7 protein-coding genes are annotated in these 6,055 nt (G+C 59.2%); 1 reads left to right on the top strand and 6 read right to left on the bottom strand.

Translation table 11 applies throughout. The features are described from left to right. Nucleotides 1-146: 146 nt before the first annotated feature. Genes ACRAUW_RS16305 through ACRAUW_RS16280 form a run of 6 tightly spaced genes read right to left on the bottom strand, consistent with a single transcriptional unit; the run spans nucleotide 147 to nucleotide 4,980 of the window. Nucleotides 147-1,325 (bottom strand): hypothetical protein, encoded by a 1,179-nt coding sequence (locus ACRAUW_RS16305; RefSeq protein ID WP_431363119.1) that lies wholly within the window; start codon nucleotides 1,323-1,325, stop codon nucleotides 147-149. Nucleotides 1,326-1,327: 2 nt separating this feature from the next. Beyond that, complete coding sequence (locus tag ACRAUW_RS16300; protein ID WP_431363118.1) at nucleotides 1,328-1,996, bottom strand: TonB family protein; 669 nt, start codon at nucleotides 1,994-1,996, stop codon at nucleotides 1,328-1,330. Beyond that, on the bottom strand, nucleotides 1,993-2,394 hold the full coding sequence (locus ACRAUW_RS16295) for an ExbD/TolR family protein (protein WP_005339369.1): 402 nt from the start codon (nucleotides 2,392-2,394) through the stop codon (nucleotides 1,993-1,995). The genes ACRAUW_RS16300 and ACRAUW_RS16295 overlap by 4 nt, the downstream gene beginning before the upstream one ends. Beyond that, entirely contained in the window at nucleotides 2,391-2,921 is a 531-nt protein-coding gene (locus ACRAUW_RS16290) for a MotA/TolQ/ExbB proton channel family protein (RefSeq protein ID WP_005339367.1), read from the bottom strand. Before ACRAUW_RS16290 ends, ACRAUW_RS16295 begins: the two co-directional genes overlap by 4 nt. 5 nt (nucleotides 2,922-2,926) lie before the next feature. Further along, nucleotides 2,927-4,222, bottom strand: coding sequence for a MotA/TolQ/ExbB proton channel family protein (locus ACRAUW_RS16285; RefSeq protein WP_431363117.1), 1,296 nt, complete (start codon nucleotides 4,220-4,222; stop codon nucleotides 2,927-2,929). After that, nucleotides 4,219-4,980 (bottom strand): DUF3450 domain-containing protein, encoded by a 762-nt coding sequence (locus ACRAUW_RS16280; protein WP_431363116.1) that lies wholly within the window; start codon nucleotides 4,978-4,980, stop codon nucleotides 4,219-4,221. The genes ACRAUW_RS16285 and ACRAUW_RS16280 overlap by 4 nt, the downstream gene beginning before the upstream one ends. A gap of 210 nt (nucleotides 4,981-5,190) precedes the next feature. Between ACRAUW_RS16280 and ACRAUW_RS16275 the strand changes: the two genes are divergently transcribed. Next, complete coding sequence (locus ACRAUW_RS16275) at nucleotides 5,191-5,967, top strand: helix-turn-helix transcriptional regulator (RefSeq protein WP_005339360.1); 777 nt, start codon at nucleotides 5,191-5,193, stop codon at nucleotides 5,965-5,967. The last annotated feature ends 88 nt before the right edge of the window (nucleotides 5,968-6,055 follow it).

The following is a 6,055-nucleotide window of genomic DNA, read 5'->3' as shown; positions in this document are numbered from 1 at the left end:
TGGCTCATCAGTTCGGCGTGTTCCGCCGTGCTGGTAGGGGCGCATTATAGGGAGCGGCGCCGCGATGACAAGGGCTTTTTGCAAAAACGCGTTCGTTTGCTGAAAAAGCGAACTGAACGCCCCAAAACAGCCCCTTGGCACCTCTTTTACGCCGCTTTTTTGCTCAACTCTTCGCTTTGTGCCCGGATATAATTGACCCAACTGGTTGCCTTCTGTTGCCAGTTATCCTGCTGCTGCAGCTCGCGGGCCAGTTCCAGCGCCTGGGCATACTGCTCCTTATTAAGGTGTGCCTGCACCAACAACGCTTTGGCACGATTGCCTTGCTCGCCTTTTACCGACTTGATGGCGGCGAGCTGGGTCATGGCAGCATCTGTCTTGCCCTGTTGCAACATCAGTTCGGCGGCGCGCATGGCGGCTTTGGGCTGACCGTGCTGGTTGGCCAGCTGTTGCCAGCTATCGACCGCTTGTGACCACTCCCGGGCACCTTCCCACAATTGGGCCAGCAGTTGACGGTTTTCAGTACTTTGCTTCATTTGTCCCTTGGCCATGGCCGCTTCCAGCAGACGGGCACCACGATAAGGCAGCCCTTGCCAGGCATAGAGGCGGATCAGCTGATTGCGGGCAGACGCGTCATCCATCAGTTTTTTGTCGATGGCGGTCTGCAGCAATGCCAACGCCTGATCGCCACGTTTGGCGGAGAGGTTGAGCGAGACCGCCTGCTGCCACCATTTGCTCTCTTTGGGTTCGTGGCTGATCAACTCGGCCGCCTGATCGGCCGCCACGGCATAACGTTGCTGCGCGGTGAGGGCGGAGAGACGAATGATGGCGGCCTGCTTCTGCCAGCCCTTCTTCAACAACTGTTCGCTCTGGCTGGCGGCGTCACCGTACTGCTTGTTGTGGTAATAGAGGCCAGCCAGACGCAGGCGCAGTGCATCGTCTTGCTTGAGTGCCAGTGCCGCCTTGTAGCTGGCGATGGCACCAGACCAGTTGGATTGCTGGGCCTGAATATCGCCGCGCAGTCGCAGCAGCTGGAGCTGTTGTTGCTCGGGCCACTCTTTATAGGCAAGGGCCTGTTCGACATAACGGCTCGCCTGGGCGGTCTGTTGCAGATTGGCCGCCAGCGAGGCTTGCAACTGCGCCAGCCAGGCACGCTCGGCATCGCTATTTGGCTTGAGGCCGGATGCCTTGCTCTGGGCTTGTTGCCACTGACCAGACTGATAGAGCTTCATCACGGGTTCAAGCTGACGGGAGAAGTGGGGGCTGACCTCCATCGCCAGACAGGCTTGGCCGACCAGGGCCAGCAGACAGATCCAGATCCGCAACATAGTTATGACTCCAGTTTGAGTTTGAATTTGAGGGTGATGACCTGTGGCAACGCATCTGTAGCACCCGGTCTTGGCTGATAGCGCCACTTGTTGATTGCCTGCATGGCCGCCCGCTCGAATTGGCGCTTTGGTTTGGCCTCCACCACTTCCACATCCTGCACACGCCCTTCGGCATTGACACTAAAGCGCAGGGTGACAAACCCCTCGATACCTGCCTGCTTGGCACGATAGGGGTAGACCGGCTCGATCCGTTGCAGTGGCATCAACATGTCGCCGACACCTATACCTGAACCCTGTTGCTGGCCGTGATAGTTTCCGCTCAACACCGGTGTCGTGCTGGTTGCCACGCCGGGGGCGTAGACCTGTACAGCGCTGAGGCTGGAAACCAGATCCAGACTCGGCTCAACGGCCGCCAAGGGGGCCACGGCAGGCATCGGCAGCGGTGTCGAGGCTAATGCCGCGGGAGGCTCTGGCAGAGGTTCAGGCTCCTGCGGTACCGGACGCTCGCGCACCTGCACCTCGGTCACCTCATTTTGCATATTGATGACGATGGATTTTTGCTCGCTCGCCACCTTCTCGCCTCTAGGCGGTTCAACCAGCGTGGCCATAAACAGCAGGATGCCCAGACTGAGGGCAATCCCCAGCCCCAGGCTCATCAGCTTGTATTTCATTTCGGCGCCACCGCCACGGCGATATTGGCGATACCCGCCGCCTTGGCCTCATCCATCACCCGCACTACCTTGCCGTGGGGCACCCGCTCGTCGGCCTGGATCACCAGACTGGCATCGGGTTGCTCCGCCAGCAGACGGGCGATGGTGGCCTGAACCCGCTCCACATCGATCTGCTTGCGGTCGAGGAAGATCTGACCCTGAGCCCCGATCGCCAGCATGATGCTGGAGGATTTCTGCGCCTTCGCCTGACTGGCCTGGGGTCTGTGTACCTCGAGCCCGGCTTCGCGCACGAAAGAGGTGGTGACAATAAAGAAGATCAGCATGATGAACACGATATCCAGCATGGGGGTCATGTCGATCTGCACTTCGTCACGCTGGCGTTTGGATTGCCGTCTCATTGCATTACCTTCTCTTCTCGCAGGCCGTCCCGGGTCTTGGCCAGCGCACGCTTGGCCTGACTCTCGAGCCGACTGAGTAACAACACGCCGGAGAGCGCCACCACCATGCCTGCCATGGTGGGGATGGTGGCGCGGGAGATCCCGCCCGCCATGCTCTCCGGGTTAAAGCGGTTGGCCGCAGCCAACGCATCGAATACGCCGATCATGCCGGTCACAGTGCCCAGCAACCCCAGCATGGGACAGAGCACCACCAGGGTGCGGATGAAGATCAGATGACGGTTCAGTTCCAGCTCCGCCTGTGCCAGCCAGCGGCTGCGGATTGCCCGGGCGTGCCAGCTGTGGCGCTCGCTGCGAGCCTGCCAGCGGCCAAGCAACTGTTGCTGCAACGGGCCGAAACCCAGATTGAGGTAGAGCAGCCGCTCGATCATCAAAATCCACATCAGCACCAGCAGGGCCAGGATGACCCAGAGCACCGGGCCGCCACGGCCCATAAAGCTCTGCAACTGTTGCCAGATGTCGAGCATCATGCTGCTCACTCCATCCCGCCGTTATTGCTCTCGGCGCGCTCGGCCAGAATGCCGGCTACCTGCTGCTCCAGTACATTGGAGAGCTCGGTAAAGCGCGATTGCAGCAGGCTGTGGGCCAGGATCAGCGGAATGGCCGCCACCAGACCCTGTACCGTGGTGACCAGCGCCATGGAGATGCCGCCCGCCATGATCTTGGGATCGCCGGTGCCAAACTGGGTGATGGCCTGGAAGGTGCCGATCATCCCGGTTACGGTACCGAGCAGACCCAGCATGGGGGCGATGGCCGCGATTACCTTGACCATGCCGATGCCGCGCTCCATGCGAGGAGTCTCCTGCAGGATCGCCTCATCAAGACGCAGCTCGAGGGTCTCCATGCTCAGCTCGGGGTGTTTGTCTGCCACCGTCAGCACTCGACCGAGGGCGTTGTCGGCATGGTACTCGCCGCTCTTGAGCTGGCGACGAACCCGACCCAGCTCACGGGAAAGGCTCCACAGCCGTACTGCTGCAATTCCCAGACCGATAGCGGCCAGCAGCACGATAATGGCGCCGACCTGACCACCTTGCTGTACCTGCTGCCAGAAGGTAGGTGCCTGTGCCAGCATCGCCAGCAGAGTGCCATGAGAAGGATCCAGCGGCAGCGCTTCCCCTTCCTGACCCTGATAAGCCGCAACGGCAGAGAGCACGCTACCGGGCAGACCCAGTACCGGGCTCAAGCCTTCGGCGGTCGGCTGCAGGAAGCCTTCGCTCCCCAGCAGGGCAAAACTGCCAACCCGGGTCAGCGACTGCTCGCTGGCAGCCCCCTGGGCATCGAGCACCTTGCCGTTGAACTGGGCAATCCGGCCAGATTCGCGGATCTCCTGTAGCAGCGTGGCGGGAAGCAGGGCGAGAGCTGCACGATCCGGCACCTGTTTATCCTGTGCCATGGTTTTCAGCGGGGCGAGACGCTCCGGGTACTGGCCCTCTACGGCGGATTCGCTCAGCAGCTTGACTGTATCGCTGGCGCCCTGACGGGTGACCGCGAAGATCTCGTTCATGTCGCCGGAGGCTTGTTCCCACTGGGCGTTGAGCTCGACTAGCTGCTTTTCGTTGCTGGCGAACTTGCCGGCCAGCTCCTTGCTCAGGCGCTGGGCCTCGGCCAGTCTGGCGCGGGCAGTGCCGAGCTCCTTGGCAACGGTCGCCAAATCTTGCTGAGCCTGCTGTTCGCGAGCCTGTTCCTGCTGCTGCCACTCATCGGCAACAGCGGCGTTGGTACCGCAAGAGAGGGCAATAAGGAGGGGGAACCACTTCATGGTGGCTCTCATGATTGGGCCTCCTGACTACGGCTGATAGAAAGGGGGACATTGAGCAACTGGGGAACTTTCTTGTCGGCGGCCACATCCATCGCCTCGGCGATAGGGGAGAGCCACTGACTGTCGAGGGCTTGCCACTGCTTAGACTCGGCAGACCAGCGCCATGCCTGACTGCGATCGGCCGTCATTGCCAGCAGGGAGACCCGACCCAGCGCCAGCACATCGACCCGACGCGGGGCACCATCCAGCTCCAGCTCGGCGGAATAGCTGTCCATCCGGCTGCCATATTCAGCTTCAATCTGATAGGCCTGCAGCAGCTGACGGAATTTCTCTGCCTCGCTCACATCCGCACGGGCCAGGGTCGCTTTCAACTGTTCAACCCGCGCCAGACGATCTTCCTTGCGCAGCGGAATGTCGTTTTGCGCCAGCTGTTCCAGATCTGCCTGCATCTGCAGCATCAGCGGGATCAAGCCCTGACGGGTCTCTTGCACCGCTTCCAGCTGCTGGCTCAATTTACTCAGCTCATTTTGCTGATCGGCCACCAGAGATTGCATGTAGCGGTTGTAAGCTTCGAGGTCGCGCAGTTGCAGCTGGGCATTTTGCAGCTCCAGTCGTGCGGCAACGGCTGCATCGGCGGCTTTTTCCACCCGCAACTGGGAGGCTTTCCCGGCAGCTATGCTGTTCTTGAGGGCGGGAGCAACCAGCTCATTCCCGATGGCAGCAAAGTGGAGTGGCAGTGGCAGCAGGGCCATACTCCATAACTTGTTCATGGCATTACATCTTATTAATGATAACTATTATCATCATCTCAAATAGAGTGAAGCCTGGCAACGAGAGGATTTTCTTGGCCTTTATGCACAAAAACAGGATAATTTTTAAGCATGCACGGTATCAGTGGCGCCAATAGCCACTTCACAAATGTGAATAACGAGAAAAAATCTTTTCGTTCAGTGTGATAGAGATCAAGAAAGGAGACGGTCATGCTCAACGATGCGATCTGGGAACATATCGACAAGTTCACCAAGGCAACAAAAACCAGCGATATCCAGCAACTGCTGGAACGCTTCAGTCATCAAATGGGCTTTGATTACTTCCGGCTGCTGATTATTTTTCCCATCAGCATGCAAAAATCCCATGTGGCACTGTTCAACAACTGTCCGACCACATGGTTCGATGCCTACAGCGAAAACCAGTATCTGACCCAGGATCCGGTGGTCTATCTGGGGCTGAAGCAGACCCAGCCGATCTTCTGGAACAAGCTCGACTGCGACTCGCCATGGCTGCCCAGCGCCAGCCGGGACGTGATGAACCTGGCCGCCGATTTCGGGGTGCGCAATGGAGTCTCCTTTCCGCTGCACACCCCGCAAGGAGAGCACGGCATCCTCTCATTCATCACCAAGGACAAGTCCAACTCCGATCTGATGTTTGAAAATGTCCCGCTGCTGTCGTTCTGCGCCAGCTACATCTTCAACTCCGCGCTGCAACTGATCAAAAGCAGACCGGATATGATGAAATACCTGACCGAACTGTCGGATCGGGAGAAGGAGTGCCTGTTCTGGGCCAGCGAGGGCAAGACCTCCTGGGAGATCGCCACCATCCTCGGCATCAGTGAGCGGACGGTCAACTTTCACCTGACCCAGGTGACCAACAAGACCGACTCGAAGAACCGCAGTCAGGCCATCGCCAAGGGGATCACCAGCGGCATCATAGTGCCCTCCCTTGACGAGGTCACCATCACCAACCTGCGGCTGTCGTAACCCTCAGCCGAAACAAAAAGAGCCGCAATTGCGGCTCTTTTCATTTGAGAGAGTGACTTACTCAACGGTCACCGATTTTGCCAGATTG

The sequence above is a fragment of the Aeromonas sp. genome (assembly GCF_050633025.1).
GTDB lineage: Bacteria > Pseudomonadota > Gammaproteobacteria > Enterobacterales > Aeromonadaceae > Aeromonas.
This window is presented reverse-complemented; position numbering and strand designations above follow the sequence as displayed.

Bases quoted from the DNA above. Each gene is read 5' to 3' on its own strand.
- ACRAUW_RS16305 (WP_431363119.1), bottom strand. From the start codon at position 1,325: ATGTTGCGGATCTGGATCTGTCTGCTGGCCCTGGTCGGCCAAGCCTGT.
- ACRAUW_RS16300 (WP_431363118.1), bottom strand. From the start codon at position 1,996: ATGAAATACAAGCTGATGAGCCTGGGGCTGGGGATTGCCCTCAGTCTG.
- ACRAUW_RS16295 (WP_005339369.1), bottom strand. From the start codon at position 2,394: ATGAGACGGCAATCCAAACGCCAGCGTGACGAAGTGCAGATCGACATG.
- ACRAUW_RS16290 (WP_005339367.1), bottom strand. From the start codon at position 2,921: ATGATGCTCGACATCTGGCAACAGTTGCAGAGCTTTATGGGCCGTGGC.
- ACRAUW_RS16285 (WP_431363117.1), bottom strand. From the start codon at position 4,222: ATGAGAGCCACCATGAAGTGGTTCCCCCTCCTTATTGCCCTCTCTTGC.
- ACRAUW_RS16280 (WP_431363116.1), bottom strand. From the start codon at position 4,980: ATGAACAAGTTATGGAGTATGGCCCTGCTGCCACTGCCACTCCACTTT.
- ACRAUW_RS16275 (WP_005339360.1), top strand. From the start codon at position 5,191: ATGCTCAACGATGCGATCTGGGAACATATCGACAAGTTCACCAAGGCA.